Source organism: Kibdelosporangium aridum (assembly GCF_900176515.1).
Classification (GTDB): Bacteria; Actinomycetota; Actinomycetes; order Mycobacteriales; family Pseudonocardiaceae; genus Kibdelosporangium; species Kibdelosporangium aridum.
This window is the reverse complement of record NZ_FWXV01000005.1, coordinates 112,651-139,604: the sequence shown is the minus strand read 5'-3', so window position 1 is coordinate 139,604 and position 26,954 is coordinate 112,651. Positions and strand designations below refer to the sequence as shown.

The window sequence follows — 26,954 nt, the reverse complement described above, 5'->3', positions numbered from 1 at the left end:
GTATTCAGGGGAGTAGTAGCCATGCGCACTGGTTCGCGAACAATCGCTGCCCTTTCGGGCGGCTTCGCCGTACTTTTGGTCGTCGCACCGTTCGCGGACGCGCAGACCAGCAGTAGTCAGCCGCCGTTGCCCAACCCGCAAGTGTCGGTCAGTCCGGCCAGCGGTCCGGCCGGTTCGAACATCACCATCAGCTGGTCCGGGTTCTCCCGCAACGGCGGAAGATCGTTGTGCAAGACCGGGATCACCTTCCAGTTCGGCGAGACCACGGTGGCCAATGCCGCCCCCGGTCTGGCGAGCGGGTCGGTCGGCGCCCAGGTGCCCGCGGGTACCGCGGTCGGCGCCTACACGATCACCGGAACCTGCCCCAGTTTGGAATTGGCTGCCCAAACGCGGTTCCAGGTGACGTCGCCACCGACGTCGAACCCGCCGAGCAACCCGCCGAGCAATCCACCCGTCACCCCGCCGGTGACACCGCCGGGCGAGCCACCGGTCACGCCACCGCCGTCGAGCAGCCGCCGTCCACCGGTGACGCCGCCGCCGTCCCGGCCACCGGTCAGCAACCCGCCGGTCACCTCGACGCCACCGCCGATTCCGTCGACCGAGCTGCCGCCACTGTCCACAGCGGACCCGAAGCCCACGGCCGACGGCGACCTGAAGCTCGACCGCGTGACGATGAGCCCGGGTGACACGTTGCGCGCGACCGGCAAGGGATGCGCGCCGGGTGCTCCGGTAACACTGATGTCAAAGGGAGAGAAGGTCGGCGGCACGATCGCGGACGCGGACGGCAACTTCACCGCGGACGTCCAGTTCACCCGTCTGGAGGCGGGCAGGCACTGGATCACCGCGAACTGCGGTGTGGTGCTGACCGCGGCCGTCGACCAGCTGCTGACCAGCTCGTCCGGCGGCCAGAGCAGCTCGCTGATCATCCTGGTGTTCTTCGTCCTGGCCGGCGTGGCGGTGCTGCGCTTCAGATAATCTTCAAAATCCCCGCAATCCGCTGAGCCGGGCGCACCGAAGACAAGGTGCGCCCGGCTCTTTGCCTGCCGGGGCGGGGAGGAAAAGCACATGAATGCCTTACGTGGGCGGCGAAAGCCGCTGGCGATGGCTGGGGCCTTGCTGATCGGCTCCGCGCTCGCCGGGTTCATCCCTGGTTCCGCGAGTGCCTCCAGCCACCGGGAAGCACCGCTCATCGCGGCGGATCCCACAGTCGACAACACCGACGTGTACGCGTTCGTCAGCCCGGACAGTCCCGACACGGTCACGTTGGTGGCCAACTGGTTCGGTTTGCAGGAACCCAACGGCGGCCCGAACTTCTACCCGTGGGCCACCGACGCGAACTACGACATCAACATCGACAACGACGGTGACGCCAAGCCGGATCTGACCTACCGCTGGACTTTCGAGAACGACGACCGGCGTGGCAAGAGCACCTTCTTGTACAACAACGGCCCGGTCACGTCGCTCGACGACGAGAACCTGCTGTTCAGGCAGACCTACAAGCTCGAAGTGATCGACGACAAGGGCAAGGACAAGACCTTGATCCGCAAGGGAAAGGTCGCACCGTCCAATGTGGGCCCCGCGTCGATCCCTGACTACCGGCCGCTGCGTGACCAGGCCATCGCCAAGATCCCCGGTGGCGGCCAGACGTACGTCGGCGCGGCCGAGGACTCGTTCTTCCTTGACCTGCGCGTGTTCGACCTGCTATACGGCGGGAACCTGAGCGAGGTCGGCCAGGACACGCTGCGTGGCTACAACGTGAACACGATCGCCATCCAGGTGCCGAAGTCCGCGTTGACGTTGAAGGGTGACCCGAAGCGCAACCCGGTGATCGGTGTCTGGAGCGACACCGAGCGCAAGACGCTGCGGCTGTCGCCCGGCCAGGCCAAGCCGGAAGGTCCGTTCGTCCAGGTTTCCCGGCTGGGCAACCCGTTGGTGAACGAGGTCGTCTCGTCGGTCGCGTTGAAGGACGCGTTCAACGGCCTGACTCCGGACAAGGACGGGACCGTGAAGCCGTTGCTGGACAGGGTGACCAACCCTGAGGTGCCCAAGCTGCTCGAAGCGATCTACAAGCTGAAGGCACCGGCGACGCCGCGCAACGACCTGGTGGAGATCTTCCTGACCGGCATCACCACCAAGGCAGGCGGCCCGATCAAGGCGGACCTGAACTCGCAGTTGAACAACGCCGACGTGAACCCGAAGAAGTTCGTGCCGTCGGAGATGTTGCGGCTCAACACGTCCATTCAGCCCAACGACAAGCCCAACCGGCTCGGTGTGATCGGTGGTGACCTGCAAGGGTTCCCGAACGGCCGCAGGCTCGCCGACGACGTGGTCGACATCGAACTGCAGGCACTCGCGGGTGCCGCGCAGACCGGCCAGATCGTGCCCGAGCTGGCCGCCGGGGACAAGGTGGACGCCAACGACAAGTGGTTCGAGGCCAAGTTCCCGTACGTGGCACTGCCGCACAACACAGCGGTGAACTCCAACACCGTGATGGCCGACGTCGCGCCGAGCGCGAACATCGTCGGTGACATGCCTGCCGGTCCGATGATCGGTGGCGCGTTCGGCGCCCTCGCTTTGGCGGGTGGCGGCCTGTGGATGTGGCGCAAGCGCAGGCAGCGCCAGGCATGAGGTTCTTGGTAATCCTGGTCGCGGCGGTGGCGCTGATCGCCGCCGCGGTCACCATCACACAGTCCGACGAGTCCACTGTGGCCGTTGAGCCGATCAGCCGCGTCAACCGGCTCCGGCAGAACGTGGACTCGTTGCAGGCCAGGCTCAACCGCTTGCCCGGTGACGCCTCCGGCTGGGCCCAGCTCGGCAGCTCCTACGTCGAACTGGCCCGTACCACCACCGACCCGACCTACTACGTCAAGGCGCAGGGTGCCCTCGAGAGGTCCATGAAGCTGGTGCCGGAAGGCAACGGCGAAGCGATGATCGGGATGGGTGCGCTCGCCAATGCCCGCCACGACTTCACTGAGGCCAAGGACTGGGCAACGCGCGCCCAGGCTGTCATGCCCGAGACAGCCGAGGTCTACGGCGTCCTGGCCGACGCGTTGACTCAGCTCGGCGACGACAAAGGCGCGATGGACGCCGTGCAACGAATGCTGGACTTGAAGCCCAACGTCACGGCTTTCACCCGGGCGGCATACCACTTCGAGTTGCACGGCCAGGAAGCTGAAGCACGGTCGGCGATGCAACGCGGCCTTGAGTCAGCGACATCCGCCGACGAGGTCGCGTTCTGCGAGTACCAGCTCGGCGAGCTGGCCTGGAACGTCCGTCAAGCCGGGCAAGCGTCCGAGCATTACGAGCGGGGTCTGGTCACCAGTCCGAAAGACCCGGCTTTGCTGCACGGCCGGGCCAAGGTTCTTGCCGCACAGGGCAAGATCGACAAGGCACTCGCCGGATACCGGGACCTGACCGCACGAGCGCCGCAGTACATTCCGGACTACGCCCGGCTGCTGGCGCAGACCGGCCGGAAGGCCGAGGCGGACCAGCAGTACGACATCCTCGCCAAGCAGCAGAAGTTGCTGGAGTCACAGGGCGCGAGCGATGATCTGGTCGCGTCGGCGGTCGCCGCCGATCGTGGTGACAACGCGACGGCCTTGCGTCTGGCCGAGGCCGAATGGGCGAAGCGGCAGAGTGTCTTCGTCGCCGACGCGATGGCGTGGGCGCTGCATCTCAACGGACGTCACGCTGACGCACTGTCCTACTCGGACAAGGCGGTCGCGTTGGGCTGGCGCGATGCGACCGTACTCGAACACCGGAACGCCATTCTCGGAGCGATTCGATGATCAAGCGCTTGGTGGTCGTGGTCCTCGGCCTGGTCCTGTTGTGGCCGAGCGGAACGGCGTCGGCTCATCCGCTCGGCAATTTCAGCGTCAACCACTATCACGGCCTGCACCTGCACCCGGACCGGGTCGATCTGAAGTCGGTTGTGGACTTCGCGGAGATTCCCACACTCCAGGAGAAGCTCGGCGACGCGGACCGTCAGTGTCAGGATCTCGTGGGTGCGGTACGAGCCACTGTGGACTCTCAGCGGCTGGCGTTCTCAGTCCGTTCAGCGCGGCTCGAGTTCCCCAAGGGCCAGGCCGACCTGGCCACGACCCGGCTCACGTGTGATCTGACCGCGCCTGCGGAGATCCGCGGGCCGGTGCGACTGGCGTTCACTGACTCGTATCGTGCCGATCGGGTCGGCTGGCATGAGATCACCGCGGCCGGGACCGGTGTTCGCGTCGATTCTGACGTGCCTGCGCAGAGCATCAGCGACGAACTGCGCAGCTATCCGGAGGACCTGCTGTCGTCACCGCTGGATATGCGGAGCGTGGAGCTCATGGCGGAGCCGGGTGCGGGGTCGGCTCCAGCCGGGTCCATCGCAGCGCCGGAGAGTTCCTTCGGGCTCGCTGCCGCCTTCAACGACATTGTCGGTACCACGGATCTCACGCCGTGGCTCGGTGTCCTCGCAGTCCTGCTCGCGCTCGTGCTCGGGGCGTCCCATGCCGCCCTGCCTGGGCACGGCAAGACGGTAATCGCGGCGTACCTGGTCGGTCGCAAGGGAACGCCTCGGGATGCCGTTCTGGTGGGCGCCACCGTGACGTTGACCCACACCGCGGGCGTGCTCGTTCTGGGCCTGCTCATCAGCGTCTCCAGCGCGCTCGCCGGTGAGACCGTCCTGCAGTGGCTGGGTATCGCGAGCGGATTGTTGATCACCGGCATCGGTGTGGTGCTGTTCCGGTCCGCTCTTAAGCGGCACCAGGGCCACGGCCACGGGCACGGGCACGGGCATGGCCACGGCCACGGGCACTTCAGCAAGGCCGGGCTGGTGGGGATGGGTGTGGCAGGCGGGCTGGTGCCCAGCCCGTCCGCGTTGGTCGTCCTGCTCGGTGCGATCGCGTTAGGACGGACGTGGTTCGGTGTCCTGCTGGTTCTCGCGTACGGCTTGGGCATGGCCGGGACGTTGACCGCCGCCGGGCTGCTCCTGGTGAAGCTGCGTGACCGGATGGACGGGCTGTCGAACCGGATGCAGCGCTACACCCGGTTCGTCCCGGTGCTCACCTCCACGATGGTTCTTGTGGTCGGCAGTGGCCTGACTGTGCGGGCGATTGCCGGATGAACGTGCAGTCAGAGCAGTTTGTCGAGGGTGACGGGCAGTTCGCGGATGCGTTTGCCGGTGGCGTTGTGGATCGCCCCGGCGATCGCGCCCGCGGCGCCCACGATGCTGAACTCGCCGATGCCTCGGGCGCCGAGAGCACTGAGTTTGGTGTCGGGGTAGTTCAGGAAGTGCACGTCGATCGGCGGCACGTCCGCGTTCACCGGCACCAGATAGGACGCCATGTTGGTGTTGGCGAACCGGCCGGACGCTTCCAGCCGGGTGTCTTCCAGCAAGGCGTGGCCCATGCCCATGATCAGACCGCCGACTATCTGGCTGCGCGCGGTCTTCTCGTTGATGATCGTGCCCGCGTCCACCACACACAGCATCCGGGACACTCTCGGCTCGCCGGTCCAGCGGTTCACCCGGACTTCGGCGAAGGTCGCCCCGAAGGACCGGAAGGCGTGGACCGGATCGTTGACCCGGGGCGAAGTCGCGGTCGCTTCCACGGCCGGAACGTCCAATTCGGTCAGCAGCGCACCGAAAGTCATCGACCGGCCTTCAGTGACCAACCACCCGTCCGCATACCGGGTTTCCTTGCCATGGAATGGTGATCCAGGCGTCTCGGCCGCGAACTTCACCAGGGCTTGGATGGCCGCGTCGGTGGCGACTTGCACGGCCGGGCCGTTGGTCGAAGTGGACGATGAGCCACCCGCGTTGGCCGCCGCCGGTGACGTCGAGTCGCCCAACTCGGGGATCACCTTGGTGACCGGGATGCCGAGCTTGTCCGCCGCGATGATCGAGAACACAGTGGACTGTCCGGTGCCGAGGTCAGCGGCCGTGCCGGACACCTTGACTGTGCCGTCGGCCTGGAAGCGGACCTTGATGGACGCCTCTCCCCTGCCCGCCGAATAGGTCGCTGTGCCGACGCCCATGCCGACGTACCAGTCACCATCGACGACCGACTTCGGCACCGGGTTACGACGTGACCACCCGAACTTCTCCGCGCCGATTCGGTAGCACTCGTCGAGGTGCTTGCTCGACCACCGCCTGCCGTTGTTGGGCGCTACCGGCGAGTCGTTCTTCCGCCGGATTTCCAGCGGGTCCATCCCCAGTTTTTCGGCCAGTTCGTCCAGCGCGCTTTCCAGCGCGAAGGATCCGTTGGATTCCCCTGGCGCGCGCATGATCGTGGTCGGTGGGACGTCCAGCCGGACGATCTTGCGGGAGACGTGGATGTTCGGGCTGGCGTACATCGCCAGCGAGGTGTTCGCGACCTGCTCGTAGAAGTTGCTCGCCGGGGACAGCGACGAGATGCCGACGTGCTTGATCGCGGTGAGCGTGCCATCGCGTTTCGCGCCCAGCGACACCGTTTGTGACGACGCGGGCCGATGCCCGACCACGGTGAAGGTCTGTTCCCGGGTGAGCACTGTCTTGATTGGACGCCCTAATGCCCGCGCCGCGGCAGCGGTGATCGGCACCTGCGCCCAGTTGCCCCACTTGTTGCCGAAGCCGCCACCCACGTGCGGGTTGTGCACGTAGATCTTGGCCTGGTCGACGCCGAGCGTCGTCGCGAGCCGGGCCGTGACCAGCCGCACGCCTTGGCTGACGGTGTAGATCGTCAGGTGATCGCCGGTCCAGCTGGCCAGGGTGGCGTGTGGCTCCATCGCGATGTGGTGGTTCACCGGCGTCGTGTACGTCGCCGTGACCGTCACTTCGCTGGCGGCGAGTGCCGCGTCGATCGACGGCACGCCAGGAGCGAGGATGTTGACCTCCGGTGTCCCGCTCAGCGGTGGCGTGGCTTTGGCGGGATCGAACTCGGCGGTGGGTTGCTTGGCGGCGTAGGTGGTCTTGATCAGCGAGGCAGCGTCCCGCGCCTGTTCGAAGGTCTCCGCCACCACCAAGGCGATCACTTGGCCGTGGTAACGGATCTCCTTGTCCTGCAAAGGAGGTTTGTTCTCGTCGTTCTGGTTCTGGGTGTACGCGAACAGCTTCAGCGGGTTGTCCGGGCTGTACACCGCGAGCACGCCGGGTGCTTTCACCGCCTCTTCGGTGTGCATGCTGGTGATCGTGCCCAGCGCGATGGTGCTCGTGACGAGGTATCCGTACGCCAGGCGATCAACCTTGTTGTCGGCGACGTACAGCGCGTTGCCGGTGACCTTCAACGGGCCGTCGACCCGGTCAACGGGTTGTCCCACAACGCTCATCGCACACCTCGCACCGACATCAGCGCACGCACGATCGTTCGTTGGACGAGAACGACTTTGAACTCGTTGTGGCTCAACGGCCTGGCGCCCTCCGCAGCCTTCGCGGCGGCGGCCGTGAAAGTCTCCTCGGTGGCAGTCTTGCCTTTCAGCGCCTCTTCGACTTGCGGCAGCCGCCACGGTTTCGTACCGACTCCGCCGACCGCGATCCGGGCGTCGAGCACCTTGTCGCCCCGCAGATCCAGGGCGACGGCGGCCGAGGCGAGCGCGAACTCGTACGACGAGCGGTCCCGGACTTTCACATATGCGGACATTCTTGCCCAGCTCAGCCGGGGCAGGTGGATCTGGGTGATCAATTCGCCTGGTTTGAGAACGTTCTCGACCGACGGCGTGTCCCCAGGAAGCCGGTAGAAGTCGGTCAGTGCGACGAGCCGCTCGCCTTCTTTGCTCTGCAGCCGGACTTTCGCGTCCATCGCGACGAGTGCGACGGCTAGATCACTCGCATGCGTGGCGACACAGGCAGCGCTGGTCCCGAGGATCGCGTGCCCACGGTTCTCCCCAGTCTGCGCGGGACACCCGCTGCCTGGCAGCCGCTTGTTGCACGGTGTGGTCACGTCACGGAAGTAGTCGCATCGGGTGCGCTGCAGCAGGTTCCCGCCGATGCTGGCCATATTGCGCAGCTGCCCCGACGCGCTGGCGAACAACGCCTGCGAGACCACCGGGTACAGGTTGGCGACATCGCGGCTCAGGGCGACATCGGTCATCCGTTCCAAGGCACCGATGGTGATCCCGTCCCGGCCGCGCTGTATCCCGCGCATCGGGAGGTCGTTGATGTCGATGACCTTGGCCGGAGTCATCACGTCCAGTTTCATCAGGTCGACCAGTGTCGTCCCGCCTGCCAGGAACGCCGACCGGTCGCTTGCTTCGCTGAGTGCTTCAGTGGTGGTCGCCGGGGCGGCGAAGGAGAAGCCGTGCATCAGGCCTCACCCCTGGCCTGCTTGATGGCGGCGACGATGTTCGGATAAGCACCGCACCGGCAGATGTTGCCGGACATGGCTTCCTTGATCTCGTCGTCGGTTTTGGCGTGCCCTTCCTTGATGACCGCGGTCGCGGACATGATCTGGCCGGAAGTGCAGAACCCGCACTGGAAACCATCGCAGTCGACGAAGGCCTTCTGCACCGGATGCAGCTCGTCGCCCCGTGCCAGCCCTTCGATGGTGGTGATCCGCTTGCCCCGCAACGTCGCCGCAAGGGTCAAACAGGACACAACACGCCGACCGTCCACGTGCACAGTGCATGCTCCGCACTGACCGCGATCGCACCCCTTCTTGGTGCCGGTCAGGTTCAACCGTTCCCGCAGCGCGTCCAACAACGTGATACGGGGATCGATCCGCAGCGTCTCGGGCTTCCCGTTGATGAAGCAGGAAACCGCGACCAAGCCGTCGTCCGCGGCCGCTTGCGGCACGGCCGTTTGCCCGACAAGGGCTACGCCAGCCGTCGCAGCGGCGGCGCGCCCGAAGAAATGCCGCCTAGACCAGCCATCGCTGGTGTCCATCGAACCTCCTGTGGTGTTGCGGCAGTCCGGTGGCGGCGGTTCACGCAGCATAACCGGGCCAGCAACGCACCAGCAGGAGCCGAAAGTCAGCCTTCTTCGCCCGCCTCGTCCTGCCGTTTGGCCTCAGCGATCACCTGACTGGCCAACTCGACGCAGCCACTGCAGATGTAGACGCCCGGCCCGGCGACCAGCTGGGCCACCTTGTCCTGCGACTGCCCGCAAAAGCTGCACGCCAGCTTCGTCTTCGTAGTCATGCGCCCAGACTAGACCTGCGACCAGGGTGAGTCAGTCAGGCAAGTTGTTGAAGCTACGGCTTGCGCGCGACAGCGCCCACGAACAGGCGTTGCATCGGACCTGGCTGGCCAACGCGCGGGGAGTCCGGGCGCCAGTCGCCAACCGGGACGAGGCCGGGCCCCAGCAAGACCAGGCCGGGCATGAGGTCGAGGATTCGTTCCGCGCTGCGGGGCCAGCCGGTGCCTATTCCGTCGCGGTAGGCCACACCCACACGGGCGATCGTGCTTGCCAGTTCGTGCCCGGGGCCGGGATCCAGCATGTGGGCAAGGACGACGTAAGACCCCGGGGCGAGGGCGTCGACGTACCGGCGCATCGTCAGCCAAGGGTCGTCGTGGTCCGGCACGTGGTGCAGAGTCAATACGTGCAACAGGCCCATCGGCTTGCTGAAGTCCAGGTACCTGCCGACAACCGGGTCAGTCAGCACTCGTTCCGCGTGGCTCATGTTGACGTCGGCCACGTGTGCGTTGCTCGCCAGGCCTTCCCGAGCACGGCCCAGCACCACAGGATCCACGGACGCGTAGACAACAGAGGTCTCCGGTGGTGCCACGGCGTGACTGTTGTCGGTGATCGGGAGGCGCAGCCCGCAGTCCAGCAGTTGTGTGATGCCCGCCTGCCACGTCACGTACCGAACGGCTCGACGGAGAAACGCCCTCGCGTCGCGGGCGGCGTCGGGGAAGGCTGGGTCGATCGCGAGCAAGCGGTCGCGAACTGCACGGTCGGCCGCGAAGTTCTCGCTGCCGCCGAGCATGGCGTTGTGTACACGCGTAATGCTCGCGCCGTTCGTGTCCATGGCGACTCGACACTAGCCTGGGTTGATGGATCTTCTCGTGCCCGCCATGCGGTTGCTTGCGATTCCGTCGACCGCGGACCGGCCCGAAGAGTTGCACCGGGCGTTGGAGTTCGTGCTCGACTTCGTGGGACCGGGCTTCACCGTGGAACGGTTCGAGTCCAACGGCAAACCGAGCGCCCTGCTGTACGCGGGTGCCGAGCGGCGACGGTTTCCGGTGATCCTCAACGGTCACCTCGATGTGGTCCCTGGTCGCGCGGACCAGTTCGTGCCGAGGCTGGAGGGAAATCGGCTGTACGCGAGGGGCGCGCACGACATGAAGGTCGCCGCTCTCACCGAGGCCTTGGTGTTCCGCGAGCTCGGGGCCGAATTGCCGATCGCGCTGCAGCTGGTCACCGACGAGGAGATTGGTGGGCGGGACGGCACCAAGTATCAGCTCGACCAGGGGGTTGCCGGTGATTTCGTGATCATCGGTGAACAGAGCGGGCTGCGTCTGGTCACCGAGTCCAAAGGCATTCTTGGCGCGAACCTGCGTGCCATCGGCCAGACCGGGCACAGCGCGTACCCGTGGAACGGCGACAACGCCCTGCTCAAGCTCACCCGCAGTATCGACAACCTGCTCACGAGGTACCCCGTGCCCGCGGCGGAGGCCTGGCAGACCACTGTCAATGTCGCACGGATCGAGACCGGCAACATCGCGCGCAATCAAGTTCCGGCCGACGCGGAGGCACGGCTGGACATCCGGTTCCCGCCCGAGGACACCGCCATCAACGGCCGGACCGACGAGGAGATCACCGAGTACCTGCAGAGCTTCTGCGTGCCTGGGGTGACCGCGTCCGTCGTCTTCGCCGATCCGCCGCACAAGGCCGACCGGGCACGGGCCGAAGTCCTCGAACTCCAGCAAGCCGCGCGCAACCAGGGCTTCGACGGGGACTTCCTGGTCAAACACGGCGCCGCCGACGGCCGGTTCTACTACCAGCACGGCATCGACGCGGTGATCTTCGGGATCGGCGGCGACGGCCTGCACGGTCCGCAGGAGTACGTCGACGTCACCACCATCGGGCCCTACTACCAGGCACTTCGCGAGTTCCTCTTGTCGCGTACATACTGAGTATGCATACTCGGTATCTATGTCAGTCAAATACGGCCTGCTCGCATTGCTGGAGCGCGGCCCGATGTACGGGTATCAACTCCGCGCCGCGTTCGAGGAGTCCACAGGTGGCGCGCTGAACATCGGGCAGGTCTACACCACGCTCTCCCGGCTCGAGCGCGACGAGCTTGTTCGCGCGTTGGACGAGAACGAGAGCGGGCAGCGCCCGTACGAGATCACCGATGCCGGGCGTACGGACCTCAAGACCTGGTTCGCCACCCCGATCAGCCGGTCGGACCGGCCGCGCGACGAGCTGGCGATCAAGCTAGCGCTTGCTGTCACCACGCCGGGCGTTGACGCCGAGGCCGTCACACAGGCGCAGCGAACTGCCACCATGCGGGCCTTGCAGGAGTACACACGGCTGAAGTCCTTGTCGGACGCCGATTTGGCATGGCGGCTCGTGCTCGAGTCGATGATCTTCCAGTCCGAGGCGGAGATCCGCTGGCTCGACCATTGCGAGGCGATGCTGGCCAGTCACACGCCGAAACCACTGCCTGCCCACGCCGAACAGGAAGAGACGGCGCGGTGACCATCCTCGAACTGCGGGACGTACACCGCACTCACGGCCACGGTGACACCGCTGTGCACGCGTTGCGGGGCGTGACGCTGACAGTCAAAGCGGCGGAACTCGTCGCGGTGATGGGTCCGTCCGGATCCGGCAAGTCCACGCTGCTGAACCTGGCCGGCGGGTTGGACAGCCCGACCAGTGGCGAGGTCGCAGTCGCCGGTGTCGTACTGGGTGATTGCAGCAAACGGGAACTCGCCGCGGTCCGCCGTCGCCGAGTCGGTTACGTGTTCCAGGATCTGAACCTGGTGGCAGGCCTGACCGCGGCTGAGAACGTGGCGCTCCCCCTGGAACTCGACGGCACCGGCGCACGGCACGCACGCAAGCTCGCGATCGCCGCACTGTCCGAAGTAGAACTCGCTGACCACGCGAACCGGTTCCCTGACGAGCTTTCCGGCGGTCAGCAGCAGCGTGTCGCCATTGCCCGCGCGCTGATCGGCGACCGACGCCTTGTCCTGGCCGACGAGCCGACCGGCGCGTTGGACTCACAGACCGGTGAGACCGTGCTCAAGCTGCTGAGGTCCAAAGTGGATGCGGGAGCCGCCGGGATCGTGGTGACCCACGACGCGCGGCATGCGGCGTGGGCCGACCGGGTGGTCTTCCTGCGCGACGGTGTCGTGGTCGATACGGCCGGACCGTTGAGTGCTCCGGAAGGGCTGCTGGCATGAGCGAGCTTGCGAGCGAATCATCCAACACAGTGTCGCGCTCATGCCACAAAGCCAACCACAGCGGAGGTTGCGCTCATCCTCTTTGGACTCGTCGTGGCCACGGCCGGAATGATCATCTGCACGCCCGCAGTGGTCGGTGTGGTGGCCACGGCCAGTCGGTGGCTGCCGGTCACGGCACGGATCGTCCTGCGGGACACGGCCCGTAACCGCACGTCTGCCGCTCCGGCGATCTCGGCGGTGATGGCAGCGGTCATCGGTACTTTGGCCATCGGCGTGATCACCGGATCTGAGAAAGCGTACGAGCAGACGCTGTCATCGATGGCGCCTGGCGATGTGTTCCTGTCGCCCATCGGGTCTGACGGCGTTGTGGACGAAACGGCAGTGGCCACGATGCAGTCCATGTTGCCGGTCAACAAGGAGTATGAAGTCGACGAGCCCACCTGTGGTCCCGCCTGCTTCGTATACCCGAAACAGACTCCGGAGCAGGTGTGTCCATACGGACAGAACAGCAGCATCGTGCCCGAGCACGAACAGCGAGCCGCCCTTGCCGATCCGCGTTGCGTCAATACGCGACGACATGCGACCTACTTCGGCCTGCGTTCTGGCGGCAACCAGGTCTACGTGGTCCAGCCAGACGCCGTCCAAGCGGTCTGGGGCATTCCAGCCGGTGACGTGCCCGCGGCCAGTGCCGCGCTACGCGCTGGGAAAGTCGTCGCCGACGACCCCACTTTGGTCGCCGACGGCCGGATCAGGCTCGGCTTCGCCGGTCCGGACAGCCATGAGAAGGAGGTCGCGGCGGCCGCGTTCACCACACCCAACCCGGGACGGGTGCCCTTCGTTCTGATGACCCAGCAAACGGCGACCTCGTTGGGTCTGCAGACCAAACAGCTGGGTGTGCTGGCCACGACAACTCGGATGCCGACGGATGAGGAAGCCGACCGGTTGCGTGCCGCGTTGGGGCAGACGATCCAGCCTTACGTCCAGAAGAATTCGGCCCCCAATACGACCATGACCCTGCTCGCCATCGCCGCCGGTGTGATCACCATTGGCGCATCGGCGATCGCGACCGGTCTCGCGGCAACAGACAGGCGCACCGACGTCAACACGCTCGCCGCAGTGGGCGCCTCGCCTGGGGTACGGCGGAAACTAGCGTTGAGCCAGTCCGGCCTGATCGCGGGGCTGGGGTCCGTTCTGGGCGCCATCCTGGGCGTCGGTGCCGCGGTCGCCGTGCTCAGTGCGTACAACCAGGGCTTGGCCAGTACGTGGCCAACGCCCGAGCCTTATCCGATCGTGGTGCCGTGGGTGAACGTCATCATCGCTGTGCTGGCGGTACCGGTGATCGCGATGCTCGGCGCGGGCCTGTTCACCCGGTCTCGGTTGCCGATCGAGCGGCGGCTCTGACCGCACGGGCCTAGGCTGAGGGGCCATGTGGATGTCCTGGCGTACAGCGACTGAACTGGCGCTGTACGCCAAGGACGGTTTCTACCGGCACGCAGGACAACCCGCACGCCACTTCCGCACTTCGGTGCACGCGTCACCGAGGTTCGCGGCGGCTTTGCTGAGCCTGATGCCCGACGCGCCCGAGGTCGTCGACGTCGGCGCCGGTGACGGCAGCCTGCTCGCCCACCTGGACACCGACGCCCGGCTGATCGCCGTGGAAAAGGCGCCTCGACCTGCGGAACTCCCCGGCCGGATCGATTGGGTGGCCGAGATCCCCGCGGAGATCACCGGCTTGGTGATCGCCAACGAGTGGCTCGACAACATCCCGGTCGACCTGGTCGAACTGGCGCCGGACGGGCCGCGCCTGGTCGAGGTGACCCGCGATGGCACCGAACGCCTCGGGGACCGGCCTGCGGAGGCCGATCTGGCCTGGATGGAGCGCTGGTGGCCGCTCACCGAGGTCGGTCAGCGCGCCGAAATCGGCCGTCCTCGCGACGAAGCATGGGCCGACCTGGTCAAACGTGTCCGCCGAGGCGTGGTGGTGGCCGCGGACTACGGGCACACCCTCGACAGCCGGCCGTTCCACGGCTCCCTGACCGGCTATCGAGGTGGCCGTCAGGTGGTCCCTGTGCCGGACGGTTCGTGTGACATCACCGCGCACGTGGCGCTCGATTCGTGTGCCGCCGCGGTGCCGGAGACGGTGCTGACCACGCAGCGAGATGCGTTGCGGGCCTTGGGAATTCTGGGCAAACGGCCTCCCATCGAGCTCGCCAGGACCGATCCGCCGCGGTATCTGCGTGAACTGCAGCAGGCGGGCGAGGAAGCCGAGTTGATCGGCCGCGACGGACTCGGTTCGTTTGGATGGCTTGTGTACCCGTTGAGTGCGAAGATCGGGCTATGAGCACGGAACGCACTGTCGCGATCGGCTCGGGCGCCACGCACCTCGGCGGCGAGGACATGGTGCTGAACATCGGGCCACAGCACCCGGCGACCCACGGTGTCCTGCGGCTGCGGCTCACCCTGGACGGTGAGCAGATCTCCGAGGTCGAACCGATCATCGGATACATGCACCGCGGCGCCGAGAAGCTGTTCGAGGTTCGTGACTACCGGCAGATCATCGTGCTGGCCAACCGGCACGACTGGTTGTCCGCGTTCGCCAACGAACTCGGCGTCGTGCTGGCCGTCGAACGGATGACCGGTATCGAGCCGCCCGTGCGCGCGGTGTGGGCGCGGATGCTGCTGGCCGAGCTCAACCGGGTACTGAACCACTTGATGTTCGTTGGTTCGTACCCGATCGAACTCGGTGCCATCACACCGATCTTCTACGCGTTCCGCGAGCGCGAGACCCTCCAGGCGGTGATGGAGGAGGTCTCCGGTGGACGGATGCACTACATGTTCAACCGGGTGGGCGGGCTGAAGGAGGACCTGCCGCTCGGTTGGCTCGACCGGGTGCGCCAGGCCATCGCCGACGTCCGCCGTGGCGCGCGGGAGATCGAGCGGCTCATCCGGGACAACGAGATCTTCCACGCCAGGACAAAGGGAATCGGCGTGCTGTCCCGGCAGGACGCTGCCGCGTACGGCGTTTCCGGGCCGATCGCGCGGGCCAGCGGACTGGATTTCGATCTGCGCAGGGACGAGCCTTATCTCGCGTATGACGAATTGGACGTTCCGGTTGTCACCCGGACCGAGGGCGACTGTCTTGCCCGGTTCGAGTGTCTGGCCGACCAGATCTACACCTCGTTGGACCTTGCCGATGCGTGCGCGGACCGGCTGTCGCAGTTGCCGCCGGGCCCGATCAACGTGCGGACACCCAAGATCCTCAAGGCGCCCGCGGGAGATACGTACGCGTGGACCGAGAACCCGTTGGGCGTCAACGGGTATTACCTGGTGTCCCGTGGTGAGAAAACACCGTGGCGGATGAAGCTGCGCTCGGCCTCGTTCAACAACGTGCAGGCGATTCCGGAGCTGATGCGGGGTGCGCTGCTGGCCGACATGATCGCGATCCTCGGCTCGATGTTCTTTGTGGTCGGCGACATCGACAAGTAGCAGGCGTGCCAACCGGATCGCGTCAAGGGTCCGATCGGGCGACCCGGCGCCGGACGGCAGCACTAGTCCGGACGAGCTAACCGGCCGCCGCTCGCGTGATCCGTTCTGTCCACAACAGCCCATGCCACGGCACAACTCGATCTGCCATTTCGGTGAGCAGCGGCCAAGTTTACGTTTGCCAGATTTGTATCTGGCAAAGATCGGGTCAGTCCTCTTTGCCGGGAGACGACAACGAAACGTCTCCACTGGCAAGGGATGGGAGACCATGACGAGTGGATTGACCCGCCGCCTGGCTGTCGCAGGCCTTGGCGCGGCAATGACCCTGCTGACACTCACGGCGCCGGCGAACGCGGCCCCGCTGTCGGACACCGAGATCATCGTCAAGTTCCGTGACGGTGCCGCAGCCAGATCGGACGCCTTAGCCGCGGCGAACCTGCGGGTCGTCGGCGAGGTTTCGGTTGGCGCTGTTCTGGTTTCACCGAACAAGGCGCTCGATGCCAAAGCCACCAACGCGTTGCTGGCCTCGCTGAAGGCACGTGGCGACGTCGAGTACGCCGAGGTCAACGGAAGGATGTACGCCGACCTCACCCCCAACGACCCGATGTATCCGCAGCAGTGGCACTACTTCGAAGCGACTGCGGGCGCACGGGTGAACACCGCGTGGGACACCGGTCTGACCGGAGCCGGTGTGCGTGTCGCGGTCATCGACACCGGCCGCACCAACCACACTGAACTGAACTCCCGCTACATCGGCGGCTACGACATGATCACCAACGCTGCCGCCGCACGTGACGGCAACGGCCGTGACGCCAACGCCCAGGACCAGGGCGACTGGCAGGCAGCGGGCGAATGTGGCGTCGGTACTCCGGCCCGCAACAGCAGCTGGCACGGCACCCACGTGTCGGGAACCGTGGCCGCCGTCCGGAACAACGCCGTTGGCGTCTCCGGCGTCGCCCCGGGCGCGCAGATCGTTCCGGTGCGTGTGCTTGGTCGTTGTGGCGGCACGTTCGCCGACATCATCGACGGCATCACGTGGGCGTCTGGCGGCGCGGTGGCTGGCGTGCCCGCCAACCCGAACCCGGCACGTGTGCTGAACCTGAGCCTCGGTGGCTCGGGCGCATGCCCGGCAGCCCTCCAGGCCGCGATCAACGGCGCCCGCAACCGTGGTTCCGCTGTCGTGGTGGCGGCGGGTAACAGCAACCTCGACGCCTCCACCGCCACCCCGGCCAACTGCGCGGGCGTGATCACAGTGGCCGCGAGCGACCGACAGGGCAACCGCGCCGTGTACTCCAACTTCGGTGCGACGGTGGAAATCACCGCTCCGGGCGGCGAGACCGCACCCGCGGCAGCCAACGGCGTTCTGTCCACTCTGAACACAGGCGCGACTGTGCCCGGCGCCCAGTCGTACGCCTTCTACCAGGGCACCAGCATGGCCACCCCGCACGTCGCGGGCGTTGTCGCGCTGATGCAGAACAAGAAGCTCGCCGCAGGCCTGCCTCAACTGACACCTGCACAGGTACAGGCCGCACTCCGGGCTCGGGCCATGCCCGGCAGCTGCGTCGGCGGATGCGGCATCGGCTTGCTTGACGCACGTGCGAGCGTAGCCGCCGCCTAATCCAGGGGAAGTGCGATGTGGTTGATGGCCTCGACCCGGCCATCAACCACACGCATGACTATCCGTTGGCCGAGCCGGAGCATTCGCAGACCGCTGCGGTCGAAGGCTGAGGCGTCAAAGGAAAGCTGACGGCCGTCGTCTAGCAGGACTGTGCCGCTGCGGGTTTCGGGCGAAAACGTCGCCACGGTTGCCTGCATGTCAGCCTCCGAGGGAAATGCCGAGGACGAGCTGCGGGGCGAAGGACACCAGCACGGTTCCCACCGCGGCAACGCCGATGGCGGCGCCGACCGGGCGGGTGATGCGGCCGAACGTGGCGCCCTGCGGCAAAGGCGCGAACAGCCGGGTGGCCCAGGCGAGGTAATAGAAGAGGCCGATCACGGTGTTCACGGCCATGATCACCGCCAGCCAGCCGTAGCCGCCGAGGATCGTGCCTTGGAAGACCACGATCTTGGCGAACAGACCGGCGAGGCCCGGTGGCAGACCGGCAAGGCACGCAAGGAAGAACGCCAAGGCGACGGCCGTCAGCGGATGTGTCCTGGCGAGGCCGCGGTAATCGTCCAGCGCTCCCCCGCCGTGCTCGCCGATCCATCCGACGACCGAAATCACCGCGAACACGCCGATGTTCATCACCGCGTAGATGGCGACATAGCCGATCGTGGCCGCGACCAGCTCATTCAAGGGCGCACCGCCACCGGCCGCGCCCAGCGGTGCGAGCATGTACCCGGCCTGGGCGATCGAGGACCACGCCAACAACCGCATCGCGGTCTTCTGGCGCAACGCGACAAGGTTGCCCACGGTCATCGACACCGCCGCGAGCACAGCGACCAACGGGCCCCACACGGCAGCGAACGGTCCAAAAGCGATAGTCAGGACCAACGCCAGGCCGGCGAACCCCGCGGCTTTGGAGATCACGGACAAGAACGCGGCCACCGCGACCGGCGAGCCCTGGTACGTGTCCGGTGCCCAGAAGTGGAACGGCACCGCGGACACCTTGAACCCGAACCCGACCAGCACAAGCACGATGCCAACCGCAGCGACGGACTCCAACGGGGACGGTGTGGCCAGAACCGCCCCGATCCGGTCGAGGAACAGCGACCCCGTGGCTCCGTACACCAGGCTGATACCGAACAGCATCACCGCGGTCGACACCACCGACACCAGGAACATCTTCACCCCGGCCTCGGACGACCGGCCGTCGTAGCGCCGCAAAGCCACCAGTGCGAACAGAGGCAGCGACACAACCTCCAGTGACACCAGCAACGTCACCAGGTCCCGGCCCGCCGCCAGAGTCAACGCACCGGACATCGCTGCCAGGATCAGGAAGTGGAACTCGCCGGATGGCAACCGGGTGTCCCGGACCTCCACCTGGGCCATCAACACCACCACGAGACCCGCGATCAGCATCACGGTCTGGAACAGCAGCGTGAAATCATCGACCACAAAGGAGCACGAACTGTCCACACAGAACGTCCGACGTGGATCGCCGGTCAGCAGCACGACCTCGAACGCACCGGCCAGGACCAGTCCCACGAAAGCCGCATAGCGCAGGAACAGTGCCGCGAGGCCGCACAGAGCCAGGATCAATGGCGGCGCGATCGCCAAGTAGTCGACGCTTTGCACCATCACAGGCCTCCCAGGTAGAACCCGACGGCCTCAGCGGTCGGCCCGAGCACCAGGCCCGGCCAGAGCCCGACCACGAACACCAGCACCACCAGCGGCATCCACGCCGCCCACTCCGCCCGGCCCACATCGAGAATCCCCTGCCGCGACGGCGTGCCCTGGGCGACCTTGCGCAGCATCACCAGGAAATAGGCCGCGGTCAGCACCGCCCCGATTCCCGCGACGACCATGAAGACCAGGTACAGGCTGCGGTTCAGGCCGGGCGCCGGGTCGAACGCGGCCAGCATGGCGAGCATCTCGCCCCAGAATCCCGCCAGGCCGGGCAGCCCGAAGCTGGCCACCGCCGCGATGATCAACAGGACGCTCAGCCGGGGTGCCACGGCCAGTGTGCCGCCGCCGATCTTGTCCATGTCCGTGCTGCCGAATCGTTCCGCCATTCCGCCGACCAGGAAGAACAGCAGGCCGGTGATCAGGCCGTGCGCGATGTTGGCGAACAGCGCCGCGTTCATGCCCGCCGGTGTCAGCGTGGAGATCCCGAGCAGCACGAACCCCATGTGCCCGACGCTCGAGAACGCGATCAGCCGCTTGAGGTTCCGCTGAGCCAGACACGCCAGCGCCGCGTACACGATCCCGATCACGCCGAACGCCCCCAAGAACGGAGCCACGGCCAGTGCTCCCTCTGGCAACACCGGTACCGCGATCCGGATCAGGCCGTACGTCCCCATCTTGAGCAGAACTCCGGCCAGCAGCACAGAACCGACCGTCGGTGCTTCACTGTGCGCGTCCGGCAACCACGTGTGCAGCGGCCACATCGGCACCTTCACCGCGAGGCCGCCCGCGACCAGAACGAACGCGATCACCTGGACCGCGCGGCTCATGCCCGCGCCGTCACCGGCCGCCAGCTCGACCATGTTCAAAGTGGACGTGTGACCGTAGATCACGAGCAGGCCGACCAGCAGCACACCGGAACCGAGCAATGTGTACAAGATGAACTGCCGAGCCGCCGGGCCTCGCCCTGCGCCACCCCAACCCGCGATCAACGCGTACATCGGAATGAGCACGACTTCGAAGAACACGAAGAACAGCAACAGATCCAGCGCTACGAAGGTGCCCAGCATGCCGACTTCGGTCAGCAAAAGCAGCGACACGAACGAATGCGCGCGTTCCGGCTCGCCATCCTTGCGCGCCACATAGACCATGCTCAGGAAGCACAACAACGCCGTGAGCACAACCAGTGGCACGGACACGCCGTCGACGCCGAGGTGGAACCGGAGTCCGAGCGGCGGGATCCATGGCAGGTCCGTCACCAGCTGCATGCCTGGCCGCGCGTAGTCGACCGCGAACGCGATGGCCACGGAAATGGCGAACGTGATCCCGGTGACCAGCATACCGACGAGCACGGCCGAACGGCGCATTCCCAGTACGGCAAGGCAACCGGCCAGTGGGACAGCGAGCAACAGCACATTCATTGCAGAATCACCACCCCGACCGCTATCACCACAACCCCGGCAAGCACAGCCGTGACGTAGAACTGGGGATTTCCGTTCTGCGTACGCCGAATCAGCCCACCCAGCGCACGTGCCCCAAGCCCGGTGCCTCGAACTGACCGCCCGACTACGGAATCGTCCACTCGCACGACCTCGTTGGCCACGCGCATGACTCCCCGGGCAACTGTTCGCTCGTACAACGAATCGGTGCCGAAAGCGGAGCCGAACACGCCGCGCAACCGGCCGAGCGCGTCCGCGGGGTCCTTGGCAGGGTCACGCCGCCAGATCATGAACACCCCAAGCGCACCGACGGCGGCCAGCACCAACGACAGGACCGCGCTCACCACCTCGGGCCGGAGCTCCTGGAACCACAGGCCGACGAACCCAAGCAGCAGCGCCACCAAAGCCAGCAGTGTCAGCGGAATGGTCATGATCTTCGACGCCTCGCGGACGTCACGGTCCGCTCCGAAGAACGTCCGCAGCCACGCCCGGGTCGTGTAGGCCGCAGTCAACCCGACTGTCAGCAGCAATCCGACGAACACGAACCAGTTCGGCGCGTGCTCGGCCGCCGCGACCACGGCATCTTTGCTGAAGAACCCGGCAGTCGGCGGAATTCCGGCCAACGCTGCGAAGCCGACCGTCATGGTGAGGAAAGACAAGGGCATCCGGCGGCGAAGCCCACCCATTTCCGACATCAGGTTGCTGCCCACAGCGATGATCACCGCACCGGCACACAGGAACAGCAGAGCCTTGAAAGCCGCGTGGGACAACAGGTGCGCGATCGCCTGCGTCCGCCCGCCGACCGCCAAGGCCGCGAACATCACGCTGAGCTGGCTGATCGTGGAGTACGCCAGCACCCGCTTGAGGTCATCGGTGGCCAGCGCGGCCAGCGCCGCACCGAGCATGGAGATGACCGCGATCACCGCGAGGATGTCCAGCGCCAGCGGCGCGGCTAGAAAAACCGGATACAACAGCGCGACCACGTACGCACCAGCTGCCACCATCGTTGCCGCGTGAATCAGGGCGCTGACGGGCGCCGGGCCTGCCATCGCGTCCGGTAGCCAGCTGTGCAGCGGGAACTGAGCCGCCTTGCCCACGACGCCGACCAGCAACAGCAGCGACCCGGTCAGCAACGTGCCTGACGACATGGTCGGCACCGCCGCGAGCACGTCCGTGATCCGGAACGACCCGGCCGCGGCGCCCAGTACGAAGATCCCGAACAGGAACCCGACGTCACCGAACCGGGTCATCAGGAACGACTTGATCGCGGCGGCCGACGCCGTCGGTTTCTCCCAGTGGTGCCCGATCAGGAAGTAGGAGCAGACACCCATGATCTCCCAGCCGACGTACAGCACGAGCAGGTCGGCGGAGAGCACCACGGTGAGCATCGCCAGCGTGAACAGCCCGACCAGCGTCGCGAACGTCGGATATCGCACGTCGTGCTTCATGTAGCCGACCGAATAGACCTGGATGGCCAGCGCGACCAGGGTGACCATCACGGCCACGGTCGACGACAGCTCGTCGACCCGCAGGCCCAGTGTGATCGGAATGGTCCCGGTCGGTGTCAGGGTCGCGTGCGTCTCGAAAGGCTCAACCAGAGCCAGGATGATCGCGCCCACCGCGCCGAGCGCAGTGCCCACTATGGCCAGGGGTGCGGTCATTGCTTGTCCTCGGCCAGTTCGGTCAACGAGTCGACCGAGATCGTCGCGCGGTTACGGAAGACCTGCAGCACGATCGCCAGGCCGAGGCCGACCTCCGCGGCCGCGATGACGATCACGAACAGCGTCAGGATCTGTCCCGAACCCAGCTTGTCGGCCAGCCAGACGTCGAACGCGACCAGGTTGAGGTTGACGGCGTTGAGCATCAGCTCGACCGACATCAGCACCAGGATCGCGTTACGCCGCGCCAGCACGCCGTAAACACCGATCGAGAACAGCAGCGCCGACAACACAGCCGGGTACAGGACGTGCATTAGGCGTCACCGTCCTTCGGCGGCCCGATGTCCGTTCGCGACAACACGATCGCACCGACCAGCGCGGCGAGCAGAAGCACGGACAGCACCTCGAACGGCAGCACCCAGTACCGGAAGATCCCCGCCCCGATGCTGCTCGCCGATCCCGACGTCTGCTCCCCCACATTGACGTAGGCGTCCCCGAAACCGCTGACCAGAACCGTGACCAGCACCCCGGCTGTGGCCACCGCGACCACGATCGCCGCGGGCTTGTTCCGGCTGTCCAAGTCGGACGAAGGACCGATCGGCGCACGAGTCAGCATGATCCCGAACAGCAGCAACACCACGACCGCGCCGACGTAGATCAACACCTGCACCCACGCGACCAGTTCCGCTGTGAGAACGAGAAAGCACGCGGCGATCGCGCCGAAACTCACCACGAGGTACAGCGCCGCCCGGACGATCTGCTTCGTCGTCACCACCAGGACCGCGGACCCCATAGCGACGATTCCCAGCAGCGCGAACACGATCTCCGCCGCGGTCATGTCCGCTCCCCGGGCTCGATCTCGTCAGGCGGCGGCACCGTCTCCATCCACTTGCCCAGCAGGTCCATCTCGTGCGTCAGCGACCCGATCCGGTGCTCGGCGTACTCGAACTCCGGCGACCAGAACAGCGCGTCGAACGGGCACACCTCGATGCAGATCCCGCAGTACATGCAGAGTGAGAAGTCGATCGCGAACCGGTCGAGCACGTTGCGGCTGCGTTCCCGGCCGCCTTCGACCTGCGCGGGCAACGTCTCCTTGTGCGATTCGATGTAGATGCACCAGTCCGGGCATTCGCGCGCACAGAGCATGCAGGACGTGCAGTTCTCCGCCATCAGCCCGATCACGCCCCGGCTGCGCGCCGGCAGTTCGGGTTTGACCTCGGGGTACTGCCGCGTGACCGATCGGCGCGTCATGGTCCGCAGCGTGACCGCGAGGCCTTTCAGGAGCCCTTTCACATCGCCACCACCTTCACCACGCCGGTCAGGGCGAGCTGGGCGAGGCTCAGCGGGACGAGCACCTGCCACGCCAGCTTCTGCAACTGGTCGGCCCGCAGCCTCGGGTTGCTGACCCGCAGCCAGATCACCACGAAGGCCAGGACGAACAGCTTGATCAGGAACCAGACCGGGCCCAGCTCCTCGTCGGCGAACGGTCCACGCCATCCGCCGAGGAACAACACCGTGGTCAGTGCGCAGAGCACGACGATCCCGGCGTACTCGGCGAGCAGGAACAGCGCGAACCGCAAACCGGTGTATTCGGTGTACGGGCCGAGCACGATCTCCGAGTCGGCCACCGGCATGTCGAACGGCGGCCGGTGCAGCTCGGCCAGCCCGGCGACGAAGAAGATCAGCAAAGCCGGGGCCTGCCAGGCAAGCCACCACGGTGACCACGCCTCGACGATCCCGGACAACGAAAGCGTGCCCGCGGCCATCGCGACCGACGATGCCGCAAGGACTAGCGGCAGCTCGTACGCCATCAGCTGGGCCGCGCTGCGCAGTCCGCCGAGCAGCGCGTACTTGTTGCCGCTCGACCACCCGGCCATCACCGATCCGAGCACGCTCACGCTCATCACGGCGAGCACGAAGAACAACCCGATGTCGAGGTCGAGCGCGACCAGCCCGGGCCCGACCGGCACGACGACCAGGACAATCAGGTACGGCAGCAAAGCCACAGCGGGAGCGAGTGAGAACACTGTTCTGTCGGCCTGTGTCGGCACAACGTGTTCTTTTTGGACGAACTTCACGCCGTCGGCGATCAGCTGCGCCCACCCGTGAAAACCGCCCGCGTGCATCGGCCCGAGCCTGGCTTGCATGTGCGCCATGGCTTTGTGTTCCAGCTGGCCGACCAGCAGCGGCAGCAGCAGGAAGGCCGCGACCACGAACGCGAGCCGGAGCACGATCTCCAGGAATGTCATGGCTGCACCCAGTTCTCGGGCACGCCAGGCGGCAGGTTGCGGCGCCGTTTGGGCTTCTTCAGCTCGGTGAGCGACTGGCCAGGGTCGACCTCACCCGGCCACTGTTTGGCAACGCGGCTGGCCAGCACGAAGTCCTTGCGCAGCGGGTTGCCTTCGAAGCCGTCCGGCAACAGCAAGGGGATCAGGTTCGGGTGCCCTTCGAAGTGCACGCCGAACATCTCGCAGGTTTCCCGCTCGTGCCAGTTCGCTCCCTTGTAGACGATCGTCGCGGTCGGCAGCCTCAGTGCGTCCGGTGGCAGCAGGGTGCGGATCAGCTGATGCTGTCTGGTTGTCGTGGAGTAGACGTGCGCGACGATCCGGATGCCGTCGTCCAACTCGTCGACGGCCGTGAGGAAGTCGAAGAAGTCACACTGCCGGGAGTCCCGCGCTTCGGTGAGCGCGGCGATCCAATCGTCCGGGGCGACGTCCTGGTTCATCCGTCCACCCGCTCGAAGGTGGGATATTGGGGCGATCCGCGCTCGGCCCACTGTTCGTCGCCGATCTTGGCCTGCAATTTCATGATCCCGTGCAGCAGGGCTTCCGGGCGCGGCGGGCAACCGGGCACGTAGACGTCGACCGGGATGAGCTGGTCGACGCCTTTGGTGACGCAGTACGAATCCCAATACGGCCCGCCGCAGTTCGAGCAGGCGCCGAACGAGATCACGTACTTGGGCTCGGGCATCTGCTCGTAGAGCCGCTGGACCGCCGGGGCCATCTTGTCGGTGACCGTGCCGGAGACGACCATCAGATCGGCCTGCCGCGGGCTCGGCGCGAACGGGATCACGCCGAGCCGGATGAAGTCGTGCCTGCTCATCGAGGTCGCGATGAACTCGATCGCGCAGCACGCCAGCCCGAAGTTGAACACCCAGAGGGAGTAGCGGCGGCCCCAGTTGAGGATGAACCGCATCGGCTTCGGGACTTGGTTGATCATTCCGAGGTCGGTCAAGCCCACGCGAGGACCCCCTTACGCCAGGCGTACAGGATTCCGACGGCCAGGAAGCCGAGGAAGACGAACATCTCGACGAGCGTGGCGACGCCGAAGCCGGGAGCCGCGAAAACGGTGGCCCACGGGAACAGGAAGACGGCGTCCACGGCGAACACCACATAAAGGAACGTGAAGACGTAGTAGCGCACGTACGACTGCGCCCAGCCACCACCGACCGGGTCGACGCCGCATTCGTACGTCAGCAGTTTCTGGGGCGTGGGCCGGGCGGGCCGCAGGACGCGGTTCGCGGTCAACGCCACTGTCACGAACACAGCGCCGACTACCAGGAGCAACGCGACCAGTCCGTATGCTCCGAAATAGCCGTGCACGTGGTCACCTCCGCGAGGGCCTGCCGCACTGTGTGTTAGATCACATCATGGTGGGTTGATCGCCCTTTCGTCCACCGGAAGCCCGCAGGCTGGGTATGCCGGATTGGCATAGGCCTCTTTACTGGTGATAGCCCTGAGGGGCACCACCTCACATGTCCCTTAGGGGTCACCCATTAGGGTGCGCAAGTGCATTTCGATTCGATCTCGAACCGATCTCTAGTTGTGGCCTCACGCGCCGTCACGCTTTCGGAGACCGACAGGTGACGTTCTGGCTCGTGGCGGCCGTAGCCGGAGCCCCGCTCGTCGCACTGGGTGCTGCCTTGCAGCAGAACGCGGCGGTGCACTGCAAGAGCCTCGGATTCCTGCGGTTGCTGGGCCAGTTGGTCCGCAGGCCGAAATGGGTGCTCGGCTCAGCGACCACACTGTGCGGCGCGATCATGCACATCATCGCGCTGTCGAACGGTCCGCTGACCATCGTGCAGCCGCTCGGGATGAGCGGCCTGCCGATCGCGGTACTGATTGCCGCGGCCATCGACCGCAGGCGCGTGCGCGCCAAGGAGATGTTCGGCACGTTCGCGGTGAGCGCCGGGCTGGTCAGCCTGCTTCTGCTGCTCCCGCACGAGTCCGCGCGGCCAACCCTCGACGGTGGCTCAGCGGCGGTGCTGTGCGGCGCGACCCTGGCCATCATCCTCGGCGCCGCGGTCATGGCTCGCCGTAGCACCGGCGCCGTCAACGCCCTTTTCCTCGCCATCGGCTCCGGCGTGGCGTACGGCGTGTTCGCGGCCCTCACACGCGTCGGCGGCAGCTCAGCCCTCAACGACATGTCCGCGTCAGTCTTCTGGGTCATCGGCCTTGCCGTCGTGTTTTGCGCGCTCGGCCTGCTGTTCCAGCAGAACGCGTACCGCACCGGCCGGTTCGCCCTGAGTTACGCCACCCTGCTGGTCGCCGACCCGATCACCGGATCGCTGATCGGCGTGATCGTGCTGAACGAGCAGCTGCCCACCTCGTTGCTGGCCAATGTCGGCGTGCTCGCCGCATGTGTGGTCACCATCGCCGGTGTCGTCGTGCTGACCCGCCTGCACCCGCACCAGCACGCCCCCGCGGCCCCGACACCGCCTCCGACCAGGGAACTCGTCTCGGTGTAAAAAATCTTGGAACTTCTTGTCGATGTGGCGTCCGGTCG

General features: G+C 66.3%; 28 protein-coding genes. 12 read left to right on the top strand and 16 right to left on the bottom strand.

All coding sequences use genetic code 11. The annotated features are described in order from the left end of the window. The first annotated feature begins 21 nt into the window (after positions 1 to 21). From B9C43_RS58680 to B9C43_RS27950, 4 genes are all read left to right on the top strand, one after another. Positions 22 to 975, top strand: a complete 954-nt coding sequence (locus B9C43_RS58680; protein ID WP_235038877.1) for a hypothetical protein — start codon at positions 22 to 24, stop codon at positions 973 to 975. Positions 976 to 1,065: 90 nt separating this feature from the next. Further along, positions 1,066 to 2,628 carry a DUF4331 domain-containing protein gene (locus B9C43_RS27960; protein ID WP_033387677.1) on the top strand — a complete coding sequence of 521 codons (1,563 nt, stop codon included), beginning with the start codon at positions 1,066 to 1,068 and terminating at the stop codon, positions 2,626 to 2,628. Beyond that, positions 2,625 to 3,788, top strand: a complete 1,164-nt coding sequence (locus tag B9C43_RS27955) for a tetratricopeptide repeat protein (RefSeq protein ID WP_143446641.1) — start codon at positions 2,625 to 2,627, stop codon at positions 3,786 to 3,788. Before B9C43_RS27960 ends, B9C43_RS27955 begins: the two co-directional genes overlap by 4 nt. Further along, on the top strand, positions 3,785 to 5,107 hold the full coding sequence (locus B9C43_RS27950) for a nickel/cobalt transporter (RefSeq protein ID WP_084429984.1): 1,323 nt from the start codon (positions 3,785 to 3,787) through the stop codon (positions 5,105 to 5,107). Before B9C43_RS27955 ends, B9C43_RS27950 begins: the two co-directional genes overlap by 4 nt. Positions 5,108 to 5,115: 8 nt before the next feature. On the opposite strand, the gene B9C43_RS27945 is transcribed toward B9C43_RS27950, so the two are convergent. The 5 genes from B9C43_RS27945 to B9C43_RS27925 all read right to left on the bottom strand — a co-directional run bounded on the left by B9C43_RS27945 (position 5,116) and on the right by B9C43_RS27925 (position 9,923). After that, positions 5,116 to 7,287, bottom strand: coding sequence for a xanthine dehydrogenase family protein molybdopterin-binding subunit (locus B9C43_RS27945; protein ID WP_084429983.1), 2,172 nt, complete (start codon positions 7,285 to 7,287; stop codon positions 5,116 to 5,118). Beyond that, positions 7,284 to 8,261 carry an FAD binding domain-containing protein gene (locus B9C43_RS27940; RefSeq protein ID WP_084429982.1) on the bottom strand — a complete coding sequence of 326 codons (978 nt, stop codon included), beginning with the start codon at positions 8,259 to 8,261 and terminating at the stop codon, positions 7,284 to 7,286. The genes B9C43_RS27945 and B9C43_RS27940 overlap by 4 nt, the downstream gene beginning before the upstream one ends. Beyond that, positions 8,261 to 8,839 carry a (2Fe-2S)-binding protein gene (locus tag B9C43_RS27935; RefSeq protein ID WP_084430377.1) on the bottom strand — a complete coding sequence of 193 codons (579 nt, stop codon included), beginning with the start codon at positions 8,837 to 8,839 and terminating at the stop codon, positions 8,261 to 8,263. Before B9C43_RS27935 ends, B9C43_RS27940 begins: the two co-directional genes overlap by 1 nt. Before the next feature lie 86 nt (positions 8,840 to 8,925). Further along, positions 8,926 to 9,093, bottom strand: coding sequence for a ClpX C4-type zinc finger protein (locus B9C43_RS27930; RefSeq protein WP_084429981.1), 168 nt, complete (start codon positions 9,091 to 9,093; stop codon positions 8,926 to 8,928). A gap of 53 nt (positions 9,094 to 9,146) precedes the next feature. Then, entirely contained in the window at positions 9,147 to 9,923 is a 777-nt protein-coding gene (locus B9C43_RS27925) for an SAM-dependent methyltransferase (protein ID WP_051896615.1), read from the bottom strand. 25 nt (positions 9,924 to 9,948) lie between these two features. On the opposite strand from B9C43_RS27925, the gene B9C43_RS27920 reads away from it, so the two are divergent. The 7 genes from B9C43_RS27920 (at position 9,949) to B9C43_RS27890 (ending at position 17,404) form a co-directional block, all read left to right on the top strand. Further along, positions 9,949 to 11,031, top strand: a complete 1,083-nt coding sequence (locus tag B9C43_RS27920) for a M20 family metallopeptidase (RefSeq protein ID WP_084429980.1) — start codon at positions 9,949 to 9,951, stop codon at positions 11,029 to 11,031. Positions 11,032 to 11,050: 19 nt separating this feature from the next. Continuing rightward, positions 11,051 to 11,599: a PadR family transcriptional regulator gene (locus B9C43_RS27915; protein ID WP_033387705.1), complete on the top strand. Its 549-nt coding sequence runs from the start codon at positions 11,051 to 11,053 to the stop codon at positions 11,597 to 11,599. Continuing rightward, positions 11,596 to 12,303, top strand: coding sequence for an ABC transporter ATP-binding protein (locus tag B9C43_RS27910; protein WP_033387706.1), 708 nt, complete (start codon positions 11,596 to 11,598; stop codon positions 12,301 to 12,303). Before B9C43_RS27915 ends, B9C43_RS27910 begins: the two co-directional genes overlap by 4 nt. Positions 12,304 to 12,396: 93 nt before the next feature. After that, the gene (locus B9C43_RS27905; protein WP_084429979.1) at positions 12,397 to 13,704 is read left to right on the top strand and encodes an ABC transporter permease; all 1,308 of its coding nucleotides are present in this window, start codon (positions 12,397 to 12,399) and stop codon (positions 13,702 to 13,704) included. 31 nt (positions 13,705 to 13,735) lie between these two features. Next, a complete protein-coding gene (locus B9C43_RS27900; RefSeq protein ID WP_200825718.1) occupies positions 13,736 to 14,644 on the top strand; it encodes an SAM-dependent methyltransferase in 909 nt (302 codons plus the stop codon). Further along, positions 14,641 to 15,789, top strand: coding sequence for an NADH-quinone oxidoreductase subunit D (locus B9C43_RS27895; RefSeq protein WP_033387709.1), 1,149 nt, complete (start codon positions 14,641 to 14,643; stop codon positions 15,787 to 15,789). The genes B9C43_RS27900 and B9C43_RS27895 overlap by 4 nt, the downstream gene beginning before the upstream one ends. 265 nt (positions 15,790 to 16,054) lie before the next feature. After that, the gene (locus tag B9C43_RS27890) at positions 16,055 to 17,404 is read left to right on the top strand and encodes a S8 family peptidase (protein ID WP_160096735.1); all 1,350 of its coding nucleotides are present in this window, start codon (positions 16,055 to 16,057) and stop codon (positions 17,402 to 17,404) included. Here B9C43_RS27890 and B9C43_RS27885 read toward each other — a convergent pair. Genes B9C43_RS27885 through B9C43_RS27835 form a run of 11 tightly spaced genes read right to left on the bottom strand, consistent with a single transcriptional unit; the run spans position 17,401 to position 25,771 of the window. After that, positions 17,401 to 17,601, bottom strand: a complete 201-nt coding sequence (locus B9C43_RS27885; protein ID WP_033387712.1) for a hypothetical protein — start codon at positions 17,599 to 17,601, stop codon at positions 17,401 to 17,403. The genes B9C43_RS27890 and B9C43_RS27885 overlap by 4 nt on opposite strands. Before the next feature lies 1 nt (position 17,602). Further along, on the bottom strand, positions 17,603 to 19,027 hold the full coding sequence (locus B9C43_RS27880; protein WP_084429976.1) for an NADH-quinone oxidoreductase subunit N: 1,425 nt from the start codon (positions 19,025 to 19,027) through the stop codon (positions 17,603 to 17,605). Continuing rightward, positions 19,027 to 20,493: a complex I subunit 4 family protein gene (locus B9C43_RS27875; RefSeq protein WP_084429975.1), complete on the bottom strand. Its 1,467-nt coding sequence runs from the start codon at positions 20,491 to 20,493 to the stop codon at positions 19,027 to 19,029. Before B9C43_RS27875 ends, B9C43_RS27880 begins: the two co-directional genes overlap by 1 nt. Further along, on the bottom strand, positions 20,490 to 22,172 hold the full coding sequence (locus B9C43_RS27870; RefSeq protein ID WP_084429974.1) for an NADH-quinone oxidoreductase subunit 5 family protein: 1,683 nt from the start codon (positions 22,170 to 22,172) through the stop codon (positions 20,490 to 20,492). The genes B9C43_RS27875 and B9C43_RS27870 overlap by 4 nt, the downstream gene beginning before the upstream one ends. Beyond that, positions 22,169 to 22,483, bottom strand: coding sequence for an NADH-quinone oxidoreductase subunit NuoK (gene nuoK / locus B9C43_RS27865; protein WP_033387720.1), 315 nt, complete (start codon positions 22,481 to 22,483; stop codon positions 22,169 to 22,171). The genes B9C43_RS27870 and nuoK overlap by 4 nt, the downstream gene beginning before the upstream one ends. Next, entirely contained in the window at positions 22,483 to 23,007 is a 525-nt protein-coding gene (locus B9C43_RS27860) for an NADH-quinone oxidoreductase subunit J family protein (RefSeq protein ID WP_033387721.1), read from the bottom strand. The genes nuoK and B9C43_RS27860 overlap by 1 nt, the downstream gene beginning before the upstream one ends. After that, entirely contained in the window at positions 23,004 to 23,462 is a 459-nt protein-coding gene (locus B9C43_RS27855) for a NuoI/complex I 23 kDa subunit family protein (RefSeq protein WP_200825717.1), read from the bottom strand. The genes B9C43_RS27860 and B9C43_RS27855 overlap by 4 nt, the downstream gene beginning before the upstream one ends. Next, positions 23,459 to 24,418, bottom strand: a complete 960-nt coding sequence (locus B9C43_RS27850; protein WP_084429973.1) for a complex I subunit 1/NuoH family protein — start codon at positions 24,416 to 24,418, stop codon at positions 23,459 to 23,461. Before B9C43_RS27850 ends, B9C43_RS27855 begins: the two co-directional genes overlap by 4 nt. Beyond that, positions 24,415 to 24,894, bottom strand: coding sequence for an NADH-quinone oxidoreductase subunit C (locus B9C43_RS27845; RefSeq protein WP_084429972.1), 480 nt, complete (start codon positions 24,892 to 24,894; stop codon positions 24,415 to 24,417). The genes B9C43_RS27850 and B9C43_RS27845 overlap by 4 nt, the downstream gene beginning before the upstream one ends. Continuing rightward, complete coding sequence (locus tag B9C43_RS27840) at positions 24,891 to 25,409, bottom strand: NADH-quinone oxidoreductase subunit B (RefSeq protein WP_312024885.1); 519 nt, start codon at positions 25,407 to 25,409, stop codon at positions 24,891 to 24,893. The genes B9C43_RS27845 and B9C43_RS27840 overlap by 4 nt, the downstream gene beginning before the upstream one ends. Then, entirely contained in the window at positions 25,400 to 25,771 is a 372-nt protein-coding gene (locus B9C43_RS27835; RefSeq protein WP_084429971.1) for an NADH-quinone oxidoreductase subunit A, read from the bottom strand. Before B9C43_RS27835 ends, B9C43_RS27840 begins: the two co-directional genes overlap by 10 nt. Before the next feature lie 260 nt (positions 25,772 to 26,031). Here B9C43_RS27835 and B9C43_RS27830 point away from each other — a divergent pair, with 260 nt between their 5' ends. Further along, positions 26,032 to 26,916: a DMT family transporter gene (locus B9C43_RS27830; RefSeq protein WP_084429970.1), complete on the top strand. Its 885-nt coding sequence runs from the start codon at positions 26,032 to 26,034 to the stop codon at positions 26,914 to 26,916. Positions 26,917 to 26,954 lie beyond the last annotated feature (38 nt).

Bases quoted from the DNA above. Each gene is read 5' to 3' on its own strand.
- B9C43_RS58680 (WP_235038877.1), top strand. From the start codon at position 22: ATGCGCACTGGTTCGCGAACAATCGCTGCCCTTTCGGGCGGCTTCGCC.
- B9C43_RS27960 (WP_033387677.1), top strand. From the start codon at position 1,066: ATGAATGCCTTACGTGGGCGGCGAAAGCCGCTGGCGATGGCTGGGGCC.
- B9C43_RS27955 (WP_143446641.1), top strand. From the start codon at position 2,625: ATGAGGTTCTTGGTAATCCTGGTCGCGGCGGTGGCGCTGATCGCCGCC.
- B9C43_RS27950 (WP_084429984.1), top strand. From the start codon at position 3,785: ATGATCAAGCGCTTGGTGGTCGTGGTCCTCGGCCTGGTCCTGTTGTGG.
- B9C43_RS27945 (WP_084429983.1), bottom strand. From the start codon at position 7,287: ATGAGCGTTGTGGGACAACCCGTTGACCGGGTCGACGGCCCGTTGAAG.
- B9C43_RS27940 (WP_084429982.1), bottom strand. From the start codon at position 8,261: ATGCACGGCTTCTCCTTCGCCGCCCCGGCGACCACCACTGAAGCACTC.
- B9C43_RS27935 (WP_084430377.1), bottom strand. From the start codon at position 8,839: ATGGACACCAGCGATGGCTGGTCTAGGCGGCATTTCTTCGGGCGCGCC.
- B9C43_RS27930 (WP_084429981.1), bottom strand. From the start codon at position 9,093: ATGACTACGAAGACGAAGCTGGCGTGCAGCTTTTGCGGGCAGTCGCAG.
- B9C43_RS27925 (WP_051896615.1), bottom strand. From the start codon at position 9,923: ATGGACACGAACGGCGCGAGCATTACGCGTGTACACAACGCCATGCTC.
- B9C43_RS27920 (WP_084429980.1), top strand. From the start codon at position 9,949: ATGGATCTTCTCGTGCCCGCCATGCGGTTGCTTGCGATTCCGTCGACC.
- B9C43_RS27915 (WP_033387705.1), top strand. From the start codon at position 11,051: ATGTCAGTCAAATACGGCCTGCTCGCATTGCTGGAGCGCGGCCCGATG.
- B9C43_RS27900 (WP_200825718.1), top strand. From the start codon at position 13,736: ATGTCCTGGCGTACAGCGACTGAACTGGCGCTGTACGCCAAGGACGGT.
- B9C43_RS27895 (WP_033387709.1), top strand. From the start codon at position 14,641: ATGAGCACGGAACGCACTGTCGCGATCGGCTCGGGCGCCACGCACCTC.
- B9C43_RS27890 (WP_160096735.1), top strand. From the start codon at position 16,055: ATGACGAGTGGATTGACCCGCCGCCTGGCTGTCGCAGGCCTTGGCGCG.
- B9C43_RS27885 (WP_033387712.1), bottom strand. From the start codon at position 17,601: ATGCAGGCAACCGTGGCGACGTTTTCGCCCGAAACCCGCAGCGGCACA.
- B9C43_RS27880 (WP_084429976.1), bottom strand. From the start codon at position 19,027: ATGGTGCAAAGCGTCGACTACTTGGCGATCGCGCCGCCATTGATCCTG.
- B9C43_RS27875 (WP_084429975.1), bottom strand. From the start codon at position 20,493: ATGAATGTGCTGTTGCTCGCTGTCCCACTGGCCGGTTGCCTTGCCGTA.
- B9C43_RS27870 (WP_084429974.1), bottom strand. From the start codon at position 22,172: ATGACCGCACCCCTGGCCATAGTGGGCACTGCGCTCGGCGCGGTGGGC.
- nuoK (WP_033387720.1), bottom strand. From the start codon at position 22,483: ATGCACGTCCTGTACCCGGCTGTGTTGTCGGCGCTGCTGTTCTCGATC.
- B9C43_RS27860 (WP_033387721.1), bottom strand. From the start codon at position 23,007: ATGACCGCGGCGGAGATCGTGTTCGCGCTGCTGGGAATCGTCGCTATG.
- B9C43_RS27850 (WP_084429973.1), bottom strand. From the start codon at position 24,418: ATGACATTCCTGGAGATCGTGCTCCGGCTCGCGTTCGTGGTCGCGGCC.
- B9C43_RS27845 (WP_084429972.1), bottom strand. From the start codon at position 24,894: ATGAACCAGGACGTCGCCCCGGACGATTGGATCGCCGCGCTCACCGAA.